At 72.2% G+C, this 16121-nt stretch carries 15 protein-coding genes and 1 pseudogene; 6 read left to right on the top strand and 10 right to left on the bottom strand.

What is annotated here, in order from left to right; genetic code table 11:
• From VIB11_RS06400 to VIB11_RS06380, 5 genes and pseudogenes are all read left to right on the top strand, one after another.
• Positions 1-156 (top strand): annotated as a pseudogene (locus VIB11_RS06400) (type I glyceraldehyde-3-phosphate dehydrogenase); the annotation flags it as partial.
• 28 nt (positions 157-184) lie between these two features.
• Positions 185-1393, top strand: coding sequence for a phosphoglycerate kinase (locus tag VIB11_RS06395; protein WP_332029481.1), 1209 nt, complete (start codon positions 185-187; stop codon positions 1391-1393).
• On the top strand, positions 1393-2199 hold the full coding sequence (gene tpiA / locus VIB11_RS06390; RefSeq protein ID WP_332029479.1) for a triose-phosphate isomerase: 807 nt from the start codon (positions 1393-1395) through the stop codon (positions 2197-2199). The genes VIB11_RS06395 and tpiA overlap by 1 nt, the downstream gene beginning before the upstream one ends.
• 110 nt (positions 2200-2309) lie before the next feature.
• Positions 2310-2555: a preprotein translocase subunit SecG gene (gene secG, locus VIB11_RS06385; protein ID WP_332029477.1), complete on the top strand. Its 246-nt coding sequence runs from the start codon at positions 2310-2312 to the stop codon at positions 2553-2555.
• Between the two features lie 38 nt (positions 2556-2593).
• Entirely contained in the window at positions 2594-2944 is a 351-nt protein-coding gene (locus tag VIB11_RS06380) for an RNA polymerase-binding protein RbpA (RefSeq protein ID WP_332029475.1), read from the top strand.
• 106 nt (positions 2945-3050) lie between these two features.
• Here the strand turns inward: VIB11_RS06380 and pgl are convergent, their stop codons facing one another.
• From pgl to tkt, 6 genes are read right to left on the bottom strand one after another with little or no spacing between them, the layout of a single operon-like run.
• Complete coding sequence (gene pgl / locus VIB11_RS06375; RefSeq protein WP_332029473.1) at positions 3051-3830, bottom strand: 6-phosphogluconolactonase; 780 nt, start codon at positions 3828-3830, stop codon at positions 3051-3053.
• Positions 3827-5008, bottom strand: a complete 1182-nt coding sequence (gene opcA / locus VIB11_RS06370) for a glucose-6-phosphate dehydrogenase assembly protein OpcA (RefSeq protein ID WP_332029471.1) — start codon at positions 5006-5008, stop codon at positions 3827-3829. The genes pgl and opcA overlap by 4 nt, the downstream gene beginning before the upstream one ends.
• Positions 5005-6546, bottom strand: coding sequence for a glucose-6-phosphate dehydrogenase (gene zwf / locus VIB11_RS06365; protein ID WP_332029470.1), 1542 nt, complete (start codon positions 6544-6546; stop codon positions 5005-5007). The genes opcA and zwf overlap by 4 nt, the downstream gene beginning before the upstream one ends.
• Positions 6543-8222: a glucose-6-phosphate isomerase gene (locus tag VIB11_RS06360; protein WP_332029468.1), complete on the bottom strand. Its 1680-nt coding sequence runs from the start codon at positions 8220-8222 to the stop codon at positions 6543-6545. The genes zwf and VIB11_RS06360 overlap by 4 nt, the downstream gene beginning before the upstream one ends.
• Complete coding sequence (tal, locus tag VIB11_RS06355) at positions 8219-9346, bottom strand: transaldolase (RefSeq protein ID WP_332029466.1); 1128 nt, start codon at positions 9344-9346, stop codon at positions 8219-8221. The genes VIB11_RS06360 and tal overlap by 4 nt, the downstream gene beginning before the upstream one ends.
• Positions 9347-9348: 2 nt before the next feature.
• Entirely contained in the window at positions 9349-11511 is a 2163-nt protein-coding gene (gene tkt, locus VIB11_RS06350) for a transketolase (protein ID WP_332029464.1), read from the bottom strand.
• 157 nt (positions 11512-11668) lie between these two features.
• Between tkt and VIB11_RS06345 the strand changes: the two genes are divergently transcribed.
• The gene (locus VIB11_RS06345) at positions 11669-12613 is read left to right on the top strand and encodes a heme o synthase (RefSeq protein WP_332029462.1); all 945 of its coding nucleotides are present in this window, start codon (positions 11669-11671) and stop codon (positions 12611-12613) included.
• Here VIB11_RS06345 and VIB11_RS06340 read toward each other — a convergent pair.
• The 4 genes from VIB11_RS06340 to VIB11_RS06325 all read right to left on the bottom strand — a co-directional run.
• Complete coding sequence (locus tag VIB11_RS06340; RefSeq protein ID WP_332029460.1) at positions 12550-13893, bottom strand: MFS transporter; 1344 nt, start codon at positions 13891-13893, stop codon at positions 12550-12552. The genes VIB11_RS06345 and VIB11_RS06340 overlap by 64 nt on opposite strands.
• On the bottom strand, positions 13890-14486 hold the full coding sequence (locus VIB11_RS06335) for a winged helix-turn-helix domain-containing protein (RefSeq protein ID WP_332029458.1): 597 nt from the start codon (positions 14484-14486) through the stop codon (positions 13890-13892). The genes VIB11_RS06340 and VIB11_RS06335 overlap by 4 nt, the downstream gene beginning before the upstream one ends.
• A 73-nt stretch (positions 14487-14559) precedes the next feature.
• The gene (locus VIB11_RS06330) at positions 14560-15558 is read right to left on the bottom strand and encodes a COX15/CtaA family protein (protein ID WP_332029456.1); all 999 of its coding nucleotides are present in this window, start codon (positions 15556-15558) and stop codon (positions 14560-14562) included.
• Positions 15559-15655: 97 nt separating this feature from the next.
• A partial coding sequence (locus VIB11_RS06325; RefSeq protein WP_332029454.1) for an ABC transporter permease occupies positions 15656-16121 on the bottom strand: 466 nt, incomplete at its 5' end.

The following is a 16121-nucleotide window of genomic DNA, read 5'->3' as shown; positions in this document are numbered from 1 at the left end:
AAGGACATCGAGACCGACCCCGCCTCCTGCATCTTCGACGCGGGCCTGACCAAGGTCATCGGCAACCAGGTCAAGGTCGTCGGCTGGTACGACAACGAGTGGGGCTACTCCAACCGCCTCATCGACCTGACGCTGCTCGTCGGCCAGTCCCTCTGACGTCGAGCGCCCGGGAGGGAAGCGAGAAGTGAAGACCATCGCCGAGCTGGGCGACCTGCGCGGCAGGCGCGTCCTCGTCCGCTCCGACCTGAACGTGCCGCTGGACGGCACGACGATCACCGACGACGGACGCATCCGTGCGTCCGCGCCGACGATCATGGCCCTCTCCGAGGCGGGCGCGCGCGTCATCGTGTGCGCCCACCTCGGCCGGCCCAAGGGCACCCCGGAGGAGAGGTACTCCCTCGCCCCGGTCGCCCGGCGGCTCAGCGAGGTGCTCGGTCGCGAGGTCCGCTTCGCCGAGGACACCGTCGGGGCGTCCGCGAAGGCGGCGGTGGAGGCCGCCGGCGACGGTGACGTGGTGCTGCTGGAGAACCTGCGCTTCAACCCGGGCGAGACGTCCAAGGACGACACCGAGCGTGGTGCCTTCGCCGACCAGCTCGCCTCTCTCGCGGACGTGTTCGTCTCCGACGGCTTCGGTGTCGTGCACCGCAAGCAGGCGTCCGTCTACGACGTAGCGCGCCTGCTCCCCTCGGCGGTCGGTGGCCTGGTGGAGACGGAGGTGGGCGTGCTCGAGCGCCTCACCGAGAGCCCGGAGCGACCGTATGCCGTGGTGCTCGGCGGCGCGAAGGTCTCCGACAAGCTCGGGGTCATCGACAACCTGCTGAGGACCGCGGACCGGCTCCTGATCGGGGGCGGCATGGTCTTCACCTTCCTCAAGGCCCAGGACTACGAGGTCGGCACCAGCCTCCTCGAGGCCGACCAGGTCGAGACCGTCAAGGGCTACCTCGAGCAGGCCCACGAGCGGGGCGTCGAGATCGTGCTGCCGGTCGACATCGTCGCCGCGACCGCGTTCTCAGCCGACGCCGACCCGCAGGTCGTGCCGGCGGGCGTCATCCCCGCGGACCGGATGGGCCTCGACATCGGACCGGAGTCAGCCTTCCTGTTCGCCGAGAAGCTCAAGCACTGCAAGACGGTCTTCTGGAACGGCCCGATGGGCGCGTTCGAGATGGAGCCGTATGCCGCGGGCACCGCTGCCGTGGCCGAGGCCCTCGTCGAGCTGACCGAGAAGGGCGCGCTGACGGTCGTGGGCGGCGGCGACTCCGCCGCTGCCGTGCGGCAGCTCGGCTTCTCCGACGACCAGTTCGGCCACATCTCGACCGGTGGCGGCGCGAGCCTCGAGTACCTCGAGGGCAAGCAGCTCCCCGGTCTGACCGTTCTCGACGAGCAGGAGGGCTGATGGCCCCGAAGACAGACGGCCGGACCCCGCTGATGGCCGGCAACTGGAAGATGAACCTCGACCACCTCCAGGCGACCCACCTGGTGCAGAAGCTGGACTGGACGCTGCGGGACGGCAAGCACGACTTCGGCGCCGTCGAGGTGGCGGTGCTCCCGCCGTTCACGGACCTGCGCTCGGTGCAGACGCTGATCGACGGCGACAGGCTCGAGCTGCGCCACGGCGCCCAGGACCTCTCGGCCCACGACAGCGGCGCGTACACCGGCGAGGTCTCCGGGGCGTTCCTGGCCAAGCTCGGCTGCACGTACGTCGTCGTCGGGCACAGCGAGCGTCGCGAGTACCACGCCGAGGGTGACGAGGTCGTGAACGCGAAGCTCAAGGCGGCCTACCGGCACGGGCTCACGCCGATCTTCTGTGTCGGGGAGGGGCTCGAGGTTCGCCAGGCCGACGGCCACGTCGAGCACGTCCTCGCACAGGTCGAGGCGGGGCTCGCCGGCATCACCGCGGAGCAGGCGAAGACCATCGTCATCGCCTACGAGCCGGTGTGGGCCATCGGCACCGGCGAGGTCGCCACACCGCAGGACGCCCAGGAGGTCTGCGCGGCCATCCGGACCAAGCTCGCCGAGCTGTACACGGGGGACCTCGCCGACGGCGTGCGCATTCTCTACGGCGGTTCCGTCAAGGCGAACAACGTCGCCGCGATCATGGCCGAGGAGGATGTCGACGGCGCCCTCGTCGGCGGTGCCTCGATCGTGCCGGACGAGTTCGCGTCGATCTGCCGCTTCAGGGACCACGTCACCACCGCTTGAGCCGCCACGCCCGGGGGCGGCGCGGTTCGGCCGTGGAGGGCGAGCAGGTATTCTGGCCCGTGCTGCTCCTTCAGAGCGGCGTCAACAACGTCAAACGGAAAAGGTGACGCGTGGAAGCCGTACGGATTGGCCTGCAGGTCCTGCTGGTCATTGGTGGACTGTTCCTCACCCTGTTGATCCTGCTGCACAAGGGCAAGGGTGGCGGTCTGTCCGACATGTTCGGCGGTGGCATGTCCACCTCGCTGGGCTCCTCGTCGGTGGCCGAGCGCAACCTCGACCGCTTCACCGTCGCCGTCGCGATCATCTGGTTCGCCTGCATCGTCGGCATCGGGCTCATCGACCGCTTCTCCGCCTGATCGACCCGCGCACAGCACGAAAGGACCGCTGAGAACCCATGGCAGGTGGCAACGCAATCCGCGGAAGCCGTGTCGGCGCAGGCCCGATGGGCGAGGCCGAGCGCGGTGACGCAGCACCGCGCGTCTTCGTCTCCTACTGGTGCGCCAACGGCCACCAGACCCGGCCGAGCTTCGCCGAGGAGCCGGGCCTGGCCGTCCCCGAGTTCTGGGACTGCCCGCGCTGCGGCTTCCCGGCCGGGCAGGACGAGGAGAACCCCCCGGCTCCGCCGAAGGTCGAGCCGTACAAGACGCATCTGGCCTACGTGAAGGAGCGCCGCTCCGACGCCGACGGCAAAGCCATCCTCGACGAGGCGCTGGCCACGCTGCGGGAGCGCAAGCTCATCCAGTAGCGGCACCGCACTACTGACTGCCCGAAACCCACCGCGGAGGCCCGATATCGGGCCTCCGCGGTGGGTTTCGAGCAATCCGTCGGGATGAGTCAGGAGGGCGGCTCGGTCAGGGCGAGCTGATGCGGATGAGCGCCTTGGGCACGTGCGTCGCAGCCGGGCGGTCCAGCAGCCACGTCGTGGACCGTATGCCGCTCACGCCCGCTGCAGGGGCCTGCATCGGCCCCGCACCGGAGAGGGCGAGCCCGACCGCCTTGGCCTTGTCCGCGCCGGCCACGAGGAACCACACGTCACGGGCCGAGCACAGCGCGCGGAACGTCAGCGAGACCCGCATCGGCGGCGGCTTGGGAGAGCCGTGCACGCCGACGACCGCCCGGTCCTCCTCGTGCAGCACCGGGTGCTCGGGGAAGAGCGAGGCGACGTGCGCGTCGGGGCCCACGCCCAGCATCACCACGTCGAAGCGCGGGACGTCCTCGCCCCGGGCCGCGTGGTCGGCGAGCTGAGCGGCATACCACGCGGCGGACGCCTCGGGGCTGGCGCCGTGCGGGCTGTCGGGCCCGGGAACCGCGTGGACCCGGGCGGGGTCGAGCCCCACCTCGTCGAGCAGGGCTGCTCGGGCCTGGGTCTCGTTGCGCTCCGGGTCACCGGAGGGCAGGAAGCGCTCGTCGCCCCACCAGACGTTGACCCGCGACCAGTCCACCGCGTCGCGGACCGCGCTGGCGCCGAGGGACTCCAGGATCGCCGAGCCCATCGAGCCGCCGGTCAGCACGACGTCGGCCTCGCCGCGGGACGCCTGGGCATCGACGATCGCGGTCACGAGGCGGGCCGCGGCCGCGTCGGCCAGCAGCTGCTTGTCTCGGTGGACCACGACCACGGGGGAGCGGCTCACGAGCCGGGCTCCGTGGCGGCGTTGCCGGTCTCGTCGACGCTGTCGGGGCCCGACTGGCCCCTGGCGTCCGCGAGCTTGCGCGCGGCTGCCTCCTTCACGGTCGCGCGGTCGCTGGTCGCGGGCGGCTCGGGAGCGGCCTCGACCATCGAGCTGCGCGACTGGGCCCGGGCGGCCCGCTTGATCCGTGCGGCGGTCCGCCGGGCCTCGGCGGGCGAGGGCGCCTCACCGTCGGCGACAGCCTCGCTGGCGGTCTTGCCCTTGCCACCGCCGAGCAGGCGCATGCCCTTGGTCATCACCTCTGCGTAGACCTCGTCGGGGTCGAGGCGGCGCAGCTCGTCGGCGAGGCACTCGGCGTCACTGCGGTGCGGCAGCGCGATGGTGCGGTCGGGCTGGCCGGGTTGGATCAGCGTCGCCGAGTCGCCCTCGGGCCGGACGAGGTCGATGTTCCCGCTGCGTCGTTCGAGCCGGACGCTGACGACCCCGCTGCCGGCCCGTGAGCGGGTCCGGGCCACCGGGCAGCGCAGCCCGTTGGCCAGCCAGGCGGCCAGCAGGTCGGCCGAGGGCGAGTCGCTCGCACCCGTCACGGTCGCGGACACCACGGGCTCGTAGGGCGGCTGGTCCAGGGCGGCGGCGAGGAGCCCTCGCCAGAGCGTGACGCGGGTCCAGGCCAGGTCGGAGTCGCCGGGCGCGTAGGTCCTCGCCCGCTGCTTCATCTCGGCTCGCGGGCTCTTGGAGTGCGCGGCGTCGGTGATGCGGCGCTGCGCCATCGCCCCGATCGGGTCCTCGGACCCGTTGCGGGGGGCGTCGTGCGGCCACCACGCCACGACCGGGGAGTCCGGCAGCAGCAGCGGGATGACGACGCTGCGGCCGTGCGCGGTGAGCGGGCCGTAGAGCCGCAGCACGACGACCTCGCTGGCCCCGGCGTCGCCGCCGACCCGGATCTGGGCGTCGAGGCGCGAGACCCCTCGCCTGTTGCCGGTGACGACGGCGATGATGCGGCAGGGGTGCTGGTGGCTGGCGTCGTTCGCGACCTCGATGGCCTCCTCGGCGTGCTTCTCGTCGACCACGACGACGAGGGTGAGCACCCGGCTGAGCGCCATCGCGCCGACGTCCTGGCGCAGCCGGACGAGCTTCTTGCTGACCGCGATGGTGGTGGTGCTGGGCAGGTCGACGATCACGGCATCCTCCAGACGCGCCCGTCGCGGCGCATCATCTCGTCGGCGCTCTCCGGGCCCCAGCCGCCGGCGGGGTAGGGGTCGGGGCGCCCGTGCCTGGCCCAGAAGCGCTCGACCGGGTCGAGGATCTTCCAGGACAGCTCGACCTCCTCGTGCCGGGGGAACAGCGGCGGGTCCCCGAGCAGGACGTCGAGGATCAGCCGCTCGTAGGCCTCCGGGCTGGACTCGGTGAAGGCGCGGCCGTAGCCGAAGTCCATCGACACGTCGCGCACCTCCATCTGCGCGCCGGGCACCTTGGCGCCGAAGCGCATGGTGATGCCCTCGTCGGGCTGGACGCGGATGACGATGGCGTTCTGGCCGAGCTCCTCGGTCGCCGTGTGCTCGAAGGGCAGGTGCGGTGCCTTCTTGAAGACCACGGCGATCTCGGTCACCCGCTTGCCGAGCCGTTTGCCGGTACGCAGGTAGAACGGCACGCCCGCCCAGCGGCGCGTGTCGATCTCCAGCTTCAGCGCGGCATACGTCTCGGTGGTGGACTCCGTGGCGATGCCGTCCTCGTCGAGGTAGCCGATGACCTGGTCGCCGCCCTGCCAGCCGGCGGCGTACTGGCCGCGGGCCGTCGCCCTGGACAGGTCGTGCGGGAGGCGCACGGCCGAGAGGACCTTCTCCTTCTCGGCGCGCAGGTGGTCGGCGTCGAAGGAGACCGGCTCCTCCATCGCGGTGAGGGCGAGCAGCTGGAGGAGGTGGTTCTGGATGACGTCGCGTGCGGCGCCGATGCCGTCGTAGTAGCCCGCGCGGCCGGCGATGCCGATGTCCTCGGCCATCGTGATCTGCACGTGGTCGACGTAGTTGGCGTTCCAGACCGGCTCGAACAGCTGGTTCGCGAAGCGCAGGGCGAGGAGGTTCTGGACCGTCTCCTTGCCGAGGTAGTGGTCGATGCGGAACACCGAGTCGGGCGGGAAGACGCCCTCCACGATGTCGTTGAGCTCGCGGGCGCTCTCGAGGTCGTGGCCGAACGGTTTCTCGATGACCACCCGGCGCCAGGCGCCGTTGTCGGACCGGGTCAGCCCGCAGCGCTCGAGCTGCTCGCACACGGTGGAGAAGAAGCCGGGCGGGATCGAGAGGTAGAACGCGTTGTTGCCCCCGGTGCCCCGCTCCTTCTCGAGGGCGTGCACGGTCTCGGCGAGCAGGTCGAACGCGGCGGGGTCGTCGAAAACCCCTGGGACGAAACGGAATCCCTCGGAGAGGTTGCGCCACACGTCCTCCCGGAAGGGGGTGCGTGCGTGCTGCTTGACGGCCTCGTAGACGACCTTGCCGAAGTCCTGGTCGGCCCAGTCGCGGCGGGCGAACCCGACGAGGGAGAAGCCCGGCGGCAGCAGGCCGCGGTTCGCCAGGTCGTAGATCGCCGGCATGAGCTTCTTGCGGGCGAGGTCCCCGGTCACGCCGAACAGCACGAGCCCACAGGGGCCGGCGATGCGGGGGAGACGCTTGTCGCGCGGGTCACGGAGCGGGTTGTTGCCCTGGGTCACCCGGGTCGGAGTCATGCAGTGCCTTCCGTGGATGTCTGCCGAACGGAGAGCGCCTCCGTGATCTGCGCGAGGCCGGCGTCGTGGTCGGTCAGGTGGAGGTGGAGCACCGGACGGCCGTGCTCGGCCAGGACCTGGGCGTCCCCGGCGGCCTGTGCGGCGATGAACTGGCCGAAGGTGAACTCCCTGCCGGGGATGGCGAGGTCCTCCGCGGGCTCGGCCGTGACGAGGAGGTAGATGCCCGTCGCGGGACCGCCCTTGTGGAACTGCCCGGTCGAGTGGAGGAAGCGGGGCCCCCAGCCGAACGTGACCGGACGACCCGTGCGCCGGGCCAGCTGCGGGCGCGCGGCGGCGAGGTCCGCGTCGGCGAGCCGGTCGAGGTAGGCCATCACCGCGACGTACCCGCGGTCGGAGTCGAGCTGGGCCAGCAGTGCGTCGAGCGCCGCGGGGACGCTGTCGGCCGGGCCGAGCCAGTCGCCTCCCAGCGCACGGACCGCGACGGCACCCTCGGTGAAGGCCGGCTCGTCGCCACCGGATCCCGCGGCCTCGAGCAGGCCCCTGGCGGCCTTCTTGGCGCTCTCCACGTCGGGCTGGTCGAACGGGTTGATGCCGAGGAGCCGGCCCGCTACCGCCGTCGCGGCCTCCCAGAGCAGGAGCTGCGCCCCGAGCGGGCCGCTGACCTCGATCTCGGAGCGGTCGGGGTGCACGAGGCCGTCCACGGCTGCCTCGCCGGTGGGCAGGGCGTCCTCCGACTCGTCGTCGCCCGTCAGGCGCACCACGGTCGTGTCGGCGCCGGGGCCGGCCGCCTCCGGGTCGGACGCCGAGGCGACGACCACGGGCAGGATGCCGGTGCCCTGCTTCCCGGTGCTCTCGGCGATGAGCTGCTCGGCCCAGTCGGGCAGGCCGACGATCCCGGAGCCGGCCTCCAGCAGCACGAGCTTGTCACGCAGCGGTTCGGTGCCGGCCATGGCGGAGCCGAGGCGCAGGGCAGGGTTGGCGTCGTCGTCCTCGGCGAGGACGTCGGCCACGGCCTCCGCGTCGTCGAGCAGCGCCTCGATGTCGGCGCCGGCCAGGCCAGACGGGACGAGCCCGAACGCCGTCAGCGCGGAGTACCGCCCGCCGACGTCCGGGTCGGCGTTCACGACCCGGTAGCCGCCGGAGCGGGCCTCCTGGTCCAGGGGGCTGCCGGGGTCGGTGACGATGACGATGCGTGACGTCGGGTCGATGCCGAGCTCGGAGAAGGCGGCCTGGAAGGCCCGGCGCTGCGAGTCGGTCTCCAGCGTGGAGCCGGACTTGCTCGACACCACGACCACCGTGCGGTCGAGGTCGACGAGGGCGGAGCGCACCATGCCGGGGTCCGAGGAGTCGAGCACGACCAGGTCGACGCCCGCGGTGGCGCAGATGACCTCGGGCGCGAGCGAGGAGCCGCCCATGCCGCAGAGCACGACCCGGTCCACACCCTCGGCGCGGAGCTGCTCACGCAGGGCGGCCACCTCGCCGACCAGCGGCCGGGACGAGCGCGGGAGCCCGACCCAGGCCAGGCGGATCGACGCCTCGGCCTGGGCGTCGGGGCCCCAGAGGGTCGAGTCCTGACCGAACAGCCGGCTCGCGAACCGCTCCTGCACGAGACCGGGGACCCGCGCCTCGATCGCGTCGGCCGATGGGCCGGAGGCGACCACGCCGAGCGCGCTCACGCGGTGACCCTGTCGAGCTCGGCGCGCACGCCCTGGAGCAGCTCCTCCCACGACGCCTCGAACTTCTGGACGCCCTCCTTCTCGAGAAGGGAGGTGACGTCGGCGTAGGAGATGCCGAGACGCTCGAGCGCGTCGAGCACGTCCGCGGCGTCCTCGTAGTTCGGCCGCACGGTGTCGCCGCGGATCTCGCCGTGGTCGAGGACCGCGTCGAGCGTCTTCTCGGGCATGGTGTTGACCGTGTTGGGGGCGACGAGCTCGGTGACGTAGAGCGTGTCGGAGTACTCCGGGTTCTTCACCCCGGTCGAGGCCCACAGGGGGCGCTGGACGTGGGCGCCGTCGTCGGCGAGGTTCTGCCAGCGCGGCGTCGAGAAGACCTCCTCGTACGCCTGGTAGGCGAGGCGGGCGTTGGCGACCCCGGCCTGCCCCTTGAGGGCCGCGGCCTCCTCGGTGCCGATGGCGTCGAGGCGCTTGTCGACCTCGGTGTCGACGCGTGAGACGAAGAAGGAGGCGACGGAGTCGATCTCGGTGAGGTCGAGCCCGGCCTCGCGGGCCTGCTCGAGGCCGGTGAGGAAGGCGTTCATCACGCCGCGGTAGCGGTCGAGGGAGAAGATCAGCGTGACGTTGACGCTGATCCCCTCGGCCAGCACCTGCGAGATGGCGGGCAGGCCCTCCACCGTGGCCGGGATCTTGATGAAGACGTTGGGGCGGTCGACGGTCGCCCAGAGCGCCTTGGCCTGCTCGACGGTCCTGGCGGTGTCGTGGGCCAGGCGCGGGTCGACCTCGATCGAGACCCGGCCGTCGACCCCTTCGGTCGCCTCGTAGACCGGCCGCAGGATGTCGCACGCGTTGCGGACGTCCTCGGTGGTCATCTCGAACACGGTCTCGTCGACGGTCCTGCCCAGGCCGGCGAGCTGGGCGGCCTGCTCGTCGTAGGCGTCCCCCTCGGAGAGCGCGAGCTGGAAGATCGACGGGTTCGTCGTCACGCCGACGACGCCCTTGGTGTCGATGAGCTCCTGGAGGTTGCCGCTCTGGATCCGCTGGCGCGACAGGTCGTCGAGCCAGACGGAGACGCCGTTGGCGGCGAGGGCCTTGATGGCGGCGTTGTCGGTCGGGCGGTAGGTCATGGTCAGTTTCCCTTCGCTGCCTTGAGGGACCGCCTCGCGGCGGCCACGACGGCCTGGGTGGTGAAGCCGAATTCCTTGAAGAGGGTCTTGAAGTCCGCGGAGGCGCCGAAGTGGTCGATGCCGATGACCTCGCCCGCGTCGCCGACGACCTCGCGCCAGCCCTGGGTGGCGCCCGCCTCGATGCTGACGCGCGCACGAACCGCCTTCGGCAGGACCCTCTCGCGGTAGGCCGCGGACTGGGCGTCGAACCACTCGCGGCAGGGCATGGAGACCACGCGCGTGGCGATCCCACGCTTCTCCAGGGTCTCGCGCGCCTCGACCGCGAGCTGCACCTCCGAACCGGTGGCGACGAGGATGACCTCCGGGGTCCCGGTCGACGCCTCGGCCATGACGTAGCCGCCCTTGGCGACGTTGCTGGCCCTGGCGAACTCCTTGCGGTCGTAGACCGGGACGGCCTGCCGGGTCAGCGCCAGTGCAGCCGGCCGGTCGCGGTGGCGCAGCAGGGCGGCCCACGCCGCGGCGGTCTCGTTGGCGTCGGCCGGGCGGATCACGTCGAGGCCCGGGATGGCCCGCAGGGCCGCGAGGTGCTCGACCGGCTGGTGCGTGGGGCCGTCCTCGCCGAGGCCGATGGAGTCGTGGGTCCAGACGAAGGTGACCGGCAGCTGCTGGATCGCCGCGAGCCGGACGGCCGGACGCATGTAGTCCGAGAACACGAGGAACGTCCCGCCGTACGGCCGGGTCAGCCCCTCGAGCGCGATGCCGTTGAGGATCATCCCCATGCCGTGCTCGCGGACGCCGAAGTGGAGGGTCCGGCCGTAGGGACCGCCCTTCCACTCGCGGGTCTGCTTGTGCGAGGGGATGAAGGACTCCGCGCCCTCCATGGTCGTGTTGTTCGACTCCGCGAGGTCGGCGGACCCGCCCCACAGCTCGGGCATCACCTCGCCGATGGCGGCCAGGACCTTGCCCGAGGCCGCACGGGTCGCGAGGCCCTTCTCGCTGTCGGCCGGGAACACCGGGAGGGCCTTCGACAGGCCGTCGGGCAGCTCGCCGGCCACGAGCCGGTCGAGGAGCGCGGCGCGCTCCTTGTCGGCCTTGCGCCACGCGGCATACGACTTCTTCCACGCCTGCTGCGCGGCCTTGCCACGGGCCTTCGCCTTGCGGGTGTGGGCCAGGACGGCCCGGTCGACCTCGAAGGTCTTCTTCGGGTTGAAGCCGAGCAGCTCCTTGGTTGCGGCGATCTCCTCGTCGCCGAGTGCCGAGCCGTGCGACTTGCCGGTGTCCTGCTTCGTCGGGGCGGGCCACGCGATGATGGTGTGGAGGACCACCAGTGTCGGCCTGGACGAGGTCTTGGATGCCTCGAGGGCGGTGTGGAGCGCGTCGACGTCCTCGACGTAGGTCTGGCCGTTGCCGTCCTTGCGCCAGTCGACGTCGACGACCTCCCAGCCGTACGCCTCGAACCGCCTGCCGACGTCCTCGGACAGGGAGATGTCGGTGTCGTCCTCGATGGAGATCTGGTTGGCGTCGTAGACGACCGTGAGGTTGCCCAGCTCCTGGTGGCCGGCCAGCGAGCAGGCCTCGTGGGAGACGCCCTCCATCATGTCGCCGTCGGAGGCGAGCACCCAGATGTGGTGATCGAACGGGCTCTCGCCGGGCTTGGCGTCGGGGTCCAGCAGGCCGCGCTGGCGGCGCTGGGCGAACGCCATGCCGACGGCGGAGGCCAGGCCCGAACCGAGGGGCCCGGTGGTGATCTCGACGCCGTCGGTGTGGTGGACCTCGGGGTGGCCGGGTGTCAGGGAGCCCCAGGTGCGCAGCGACTTCAGGTCCTCGAGCTCGAGGCCGTACCCGGCGAGGAAGAGCTGGATGTACTGCGTCAGGCTGGAGTGGCCGCAGGAGAGGACGAACCGGTCGCGCCCCAGCCAGTGCGGGTCGGCGGGGTTGTGGGTCATCACCTGCTGGTAGAGCAGGTACGCCACGGGCGCCAGGCTCATCGCCGTGCCGGGGTGGCCGTTCCCGACCTTCTGCACGGAGTCCGCGGCGAGGACCCGCACGGTGTCGACCGCCCGCACGTCGAGGTCGCTCCAGCCCGCCTTCGTCGCGACGGGGCGAGGAAGGGAGGTGTCGCGTCCCGGGGCCTTCGCGGACGGGGCGGTGCGTGTGGTGGTCACGGGTACATGTCTCCTTCGGAGAGGGGCACGACAACGGGGTCGAGCCTAGTGCGGAGGGTGACCTGCGTCGCACGCAGTCCCGTCCACCGGGCACTCCGGCCCCGGGATAGACTGGCGCGCGATTCGTCTCGCCCCCGCACCACCCGAAAAGGACGCTGTGACCGCTCTCGATCCGTCTGCCCGGATCTCCGCGTCCCCAGCCCCGGGGTGGAGGCGCACCGTCGGCGCCTACATCGCCCTGACCAAGCCGCGCATCATCGAGCTCCTGCTCGTGACCACGGTGCCGGTCATGTTCCTGGCCGAGCGCGGCATACCGTCGCTGTGGCTGATCGTGGCGACGCTGGTCGGTGGCGCGCTGAGCGCCGGCGCGGCCAACACGTTCAACTGCGTCTACGACCGTGACATCGACGCGGAGATGCACCGCACCAGCAACCGGCCGATGGTCACCGGCGAGGTCACGCCGCGCCAGGGTGTGGTCTTCGGTGCCGTGCTCACGGTGGTGTCGACCGCGTGGTTCGCGTGGCAGGTCAACCTGCTCTCAGCGGCTCTCTCGCTGGGCGCGATCGTCATGTATGCCGTGGGCTACACGATGATCCTCAAGCGCCGGACCGCGCAGAACATCGTCTGGGGCGGCGCCGCCGGGTGCAGGCCGGTGCTCATCGGCTGGGCGGCCGTGACGGGCACGGTCGGCTGGGAGGCGGTCGTCCTCTTCCTCGTCATCTTCTTCTGGACCCCGCCGCACTACTGGCCGCTGTCCATGCGGTTCAAGGACGACTACGCCGCGGCCCACGTGCCGATGCTGCCCGTCGTCGAGAAGTTCGTCGTCGTGGCGCGACAGATCGTGGCCTACTCCTGGGCCATGGTCGCCACCTCGCTGCTCTTGGTGCCCGTCGCGGACATGGGGTGGATCTACCTCGTCACCGCGCTGGCGACCGGGGGGCTGTTCCTCGCCGAGGCGCACCGCCTGCTGCGGGCTGCGAAGGCGGGCGAGGGTCCGGCGGTGCTGCGGCCGATGCGGCTGTTCCACTTCTCGATCACCTACGTCGGCATCCTCTTCCTGGGCGTGGCCGTCGACCCGCTGGTCCACCTCCCGCTGGGCTGAGCAGTCGCCGGCTCGGGCAGCTCGCGCAGCCCCCGAATCGGGCTCCAGAACATCGCGAGGCAGGCGAGCGCGTGTGCCCCCGCCATGATCGCGATGGTGGGCCGGAGCCCCAGCGCCGAGCCCATCCACCCAGCCGCGAGGCCGGCCAGCGGCATGGTCCCGAAGTTGACCACCTGGGTCGTGGTGACCTGCCGGGCGAGCATGGCCGGCGGCACGTAGCGGTTGCGCCAGGCGCCGCGGATCACGTTGCCGGCGACCACGCCGACGCCCACGAGCAGCACGCCGGCCACGATGCACGCCACGCCGGCGCCCGGCGTGGCCAGCGGCACCAGCAGGGCGGGGGGCCCGGCGAAGACCTGGAGCCACAGCAGGGCGCGGGCACTCCCGAACCGGGTGGAGAGGCGCGGCGCGACCGCAGCCCCGACGAGGCCACCGACGCTGCCGAGCGCCATCACCACGCCAACGCCTCCCGAGCCGAGGTGGAGCTCGCGAACCATGAAGAGCACCAGGAGCGCGCCGTAGCCGGTCAGGCCGAAGTTGGAGACACCCCCGAGGAGCGTGAAGAAGCGCAGCACCCGGTCGCCACGGATCAGGGCGATGCCCTCGCGGATCCTGGTGCCGAGCGACTCCTCCCCGGCCTGAGGTGCCGGTCCCGGCAGGTCGCGCTCCCGGGTGTCCGGTAGCCGCAGACGCCAGAGGCAGAGCGCCGAGACGAGGAAGCTGGCCGCGTCCAGCGCCAGTCCCCAGGCTGCCGTCACGAGCTGGGCGAGCAGTCCGCCGAGTCCGGGCCCTGCCACCTGCATCGCCGCCTCGGTGCCGAAGAGCCTGGAGAACGCCGACTCCTGTCGGTGGGGAGGAGCGACCGAGCGGACCAACGCCGGGTAGGCCGCCCTGAAGAACACGGTGCAGGCGCCGTTGCCGACCGCGACCAGCAGCAGGTGGGGGAGGGTGAGAACCCCCGCCGCCCAGGCGATGGGCACGCTGGCGAGGAAGGCCGCCGCCACGAGATCGCTGGCGATCATGACGCGGCGCGCGGGCAGGCGGTCGACCCACGCGCCTGCGGGGAGGCCGATGACCAGCCAGGGAGCCCATGCGGCGGCGGTGAGCGCGCCCATCCACCCGGGCCCGGCTTCGAAGCCGACGACCGCGAGCAGCGGGAGGAGGACGGTGGTGGTGGCGTTGCCGAGGACGCTCACGCCCTCACCGAGCCAGAGCAGGCTGAAGTCCCGGTTGCGGTGGAGGGGGAGACCCAGGGCAACCGGTGCGGGTCGCGTCGTCACGGCTGGGCCGGGAAGCCTCGGGCGAAGACGAAGACCGACTCGCGCTCCTGGCCGTCCTCGGGGACTTCGCGACCGGACCACCGCATGAGGACGTCGACGACCTCCTCGCCCACCTGGCGCAGCTCGTCCGGGGTCAGTCGCAGCCAGTTCTGGGTGGCGAAGCCGGCGTCCTGCCACTGCGGGTCGGACTCCCGGTTGGCCATCCAGTCCTGGGTGCGCACGACCTGCCGCTGGAAGGCGAGCGCCTCGGCCGCGTCCGCCGCGGCGAGTGCCGCGGTGTCCTCGGCGATGTCAGAGCGTGACCACCGGGTGCCGCGGTCGACCAGTCGCCACCACCGCTCGCGGCGGTCCTTCGCGAGGTCCGGTGCCTCGACCACGAGGCCCGCCTCAGAGAGGACCTTGAGGTGGTGGCTCGCGCTGCCGACGGCCTGGCCGGTGCGCTGGGCCAGGGCGGACGCGGTCGAGGGACCGTCCACCTTGAGCGCGTCCATGATGCGGGCGCGGAACGGGTGGGCGAGGGCGGAGAGCGCCTTGGCCTCGGTCAGGGTCCGCACGCCCTCGTGGCGCCGGGGTTCGGGTGTGGGTGTGGGCATGCGGACACCGTAGACCCACAAGAACAGTTGCACAAGACGTCTTGTGCAACTGTCGCGGTGCTGGCGCCCCGATTCAGCCGGGCGTGTCCGTCGACAGCGTGTGCGTCGACGGCGGGGCGGGCGTCGCGGGCGGTGCGGGCGTCAGGGCGCGGCTGCGGAGCCGGACCATGCCGGCGGTCAGGGCCACGACGAGGAGGGAGGCCAGCAGCATGTGCGCGATCACGAGCACCTCGGGGAGCCCGGCGAGGTACTGCACGTAGCCGACCAGCCCCTGCACCAGCGTCACCAGCAGGACCCAGCGCCAGGCCTCGGCGGCACGGGGGCTCGTGGCCGTGAGCCGCGCAGCGACCCAGACGGCCACGACGAGGCCGATGAAGAGCATCACGGCGTCGGCGTGGAGCCAGGAGATCGTGCGCGGGTCGAACCCGAACCGTGCAGGCTCGTCCGCGTCGCCGGAGTGCGGGCCCGAGCCGGTCACGACCGTTCCGAGCACCAGCACGGCAGCGGCCACTGCGCACGCCAGCCAGGCGAGCCGGGCGACCAGCGGGGGGACCACCAGGGCACGGGGGCCCGGCGGCTCCTCGGACCGGACGAGGAGGAACGCCGAGGTCGCCACGAGGGCCATCGACACCAGGAAGTGGGCGGCCACCGTCGCCGGGTGAAGGCCCGTGCGGACGGTGATGCCGCCGAGGACTGCCTGCGTGGCGACGCCCATGAGGACGATCCAGGCCGGCACCATCAGGTCACGCCGGCGGCCGGCCCAGCGCCACACGGCATACAGGACGAAGAGCGCGCCGAACCCGACCGCGCCCGTGAGGGTGCGGTTGCCGAACTCGATGAACCGGTGGAAGCCCTCGGCCTGCTCGCGCACCGGCACGTAGCTGCCCGGCACGCACTCCGGCCACGTGGGGCAGCCCAGGCCGCTGCCGGTGAGGCGGACGAGCCCGCCCGTGACGACGATGCCCACCTCGAGCACGAGGTTGAGCAGCAGGGCCCGGCGCAGCCACGGAGAGACCAGGGAGGGCCGGTCGGCAGTGCGCGCAGGAGGGCTGGTGGGTGGAGCCGAGGTCACGTCATGAGGGTACGCAGCGGTGGTGAGGCGGTGACCGTGGGGAGGGGTGGTGACAGACGCGGCCCGCGGCGTCGTGCGCGCGCCCCGACGACCCAGCTCAGTCGCTCCAGCGGAAGAACCGCGACGCCAGGACGCTCGCGGCGGCGGCCCAGACCAGCAGCACCAGCCAGGCCGTGCCGCTCGCCTGACCAGAGCCGAGCGCGGCCCGCAGGCCTTCGCCCAGGGCAGCCGACGGCAGGGCGCTCACCACCGGCTGCAGGGCCTCCGGCAGCTGGCTCACAGGCACGACGACGCCACCGAGGGCCAGCAGCGCGACCCACACCAGGTTGGCGAGGGCCAGCACGCCCTCGGCCCGCAGCGTGCCCCCCAGCAGGAGCGCGAGGGCGACCAGGGCGGACGTCCCGAGCAACGTCGTGACCACCGCCGCCGGTGTGCCGCTCCAGTCCGGCTCCCAGCCCAGGGCGAGGCCGAGGGCGCCCACCACGGCGAACTGCAGGGCGACGACGGTGAGGACGGCGACGGACTTCGCGGCCAGCAGGCCTCGCCGTCCGAGCGGGGTGCTG

It is taken from the genome of Pedococcus sp., from assembly GCF_036554925.1.
Lineage (GTDB): Bacteria > Actinomycetota > Actinomycetes > Actinomycetales > Dermatophilaceae > Pedococcus_A.
This window is presented reverse-complemented; position numbering and strand designations above follow the sequence as displayed.

Coding starts and splice junctions, on each gene's coding strand:
- tpiA (WP_332029479.1), top strand. CDS start 1,393: ATGGCCCCGAAGACAGACGGCCGGACCCCGCTGATGGCCGGCAACTGG.
- VIB11_RS06380 (WP_332029475.1), top strand. CDS start 2,594: ATGGCAGGTGGCAACGCAATCCGCGGAAGCCGTGTCGGCGCAGGCCCG.
- zwf (WP_332029470.1), bottom strand. CDS start 6,546: ATGACTCCGACCCGGGTGACCCAGGGCAACAACCCGCTCCGTGACCCG.
- tal (WP_332029466.1), bottom strand. CDS start 9,346: ATGACCTACCGCCCGACCGACAACGCCGCCATCAAGGCCCTCGCCGCC.
- VIB11_RS06335 (WP_332029458.1), bottom strand. CDS start 14,486: ATGCCCACACCCACACCCGAACCCCGGCGCCACGAGGGCGTGCGGACC.